At 45.7% G+C, this 1,114-nt stretch carries 1 protein-coding gene; it reads left to right on the plus strand.

Annotated features, from left to right (window positions below; genetic code table 11):
* Window positions 1-497 precede the first annotated feature (497 nt).
* Window positions 498-1,114: MetQ/NlpA family ABC transporter substrate-binding protein (locus tag R8N28_RS26425; RefSeq protein ID WP_318183813.1), on the plus strand; the 617-nt coding region annotated here is incomplete at its 3' end.

A 1,114-nucleotide genomic window follows, 5' to 3' on the forward strand; every position in this document is an offset into this window, starting at 1 on the left:
ACATTTTCTCGTCGGCGTCGTCGTACTAATCAGAGCGTGTTATTCCCGTCGGCGACGTCAGTAAAATCATGCGGGTAATCAGGTGGTGTGATTTTGCTGGTGGATATGGGCGTGATTCGGGGCAGGGTTTCTATGTTGATTGCGCGGTGATGTTGCGTCAGACCTTCGCTCATAATCGATTGGTCCCCAGTTCAAGTCTGGGAGGGGCCACCAAATTTCGAAAGGCGTAGCAGGTTAGTACCTACTACGCCTTTTTTGTATCTGATGGTTTTAAGTGTTGCTATGGGTACACCGTTGGCACCTGAGCTCATCTTCTTATCCCCCTTGTAAACTCTTTTGCTTCAACCCTTTCAACTATCTTAACCATCTGCTCGATAAAATTCGTGCTCTACAGCCCTTGTGACCTTCAAATGATCCCTCAATGTTTTAGTCGTTGACCGTTTATATATTCCTGATAGGATAGCCGTATGGACGTCTAAATATAAAATGGAGTTACGATGACAAATTTAGGTCACATCAAAAAGTTATCTTGGGTTCTCGCTGCTGCGCTCAGCTTAAGTGCCTGCGGAGAAAAAGATAATTCAGTAATCAAAGTCGGAGCTACGGTTGGGCCACATGCACAAGTAGTTGAAGCAGTAGCGAAAGAAGCGGCAAAACAAGGGCTAAATGTTGAAGTCATCGAGTTCTCTGATTACGTGACACCTAACGCCGCGCTGAGTGACGGTAGCATCGATATTAACAGCTACCAACACCAACCTTTTTTGGATAACTTCAACAGCAGTCATAACTCTCAGCTCGTTTCAATTGGCCAATCTATCTTGATGCGCATGGGGATTTATTCCAATAAATACCATTCGTTAGAAGAGTTACCAAACCGTGCCAGAATTGCCATTCCAAACGACCCAACTAATGGAGGCCGAGGGCTGTTACTACTCGCTGATGCGGGCTTGATTGAGCTTAAACCAGGTGTTGGCCATAAAGCCGCGTTAACCGATATTAAGAGCAATCAAAAAGAACTGGAGTTCGTTGAGGTAGATGCGGCGCAGCTGCCAAGAACGTTGGATGACGTTGATGCCGCAGCTATTACAATGAATTACGTGATGTCTTCAGGCTT

The organism is Vibrio sp. Vb1554, assembly GCF_033344235.1.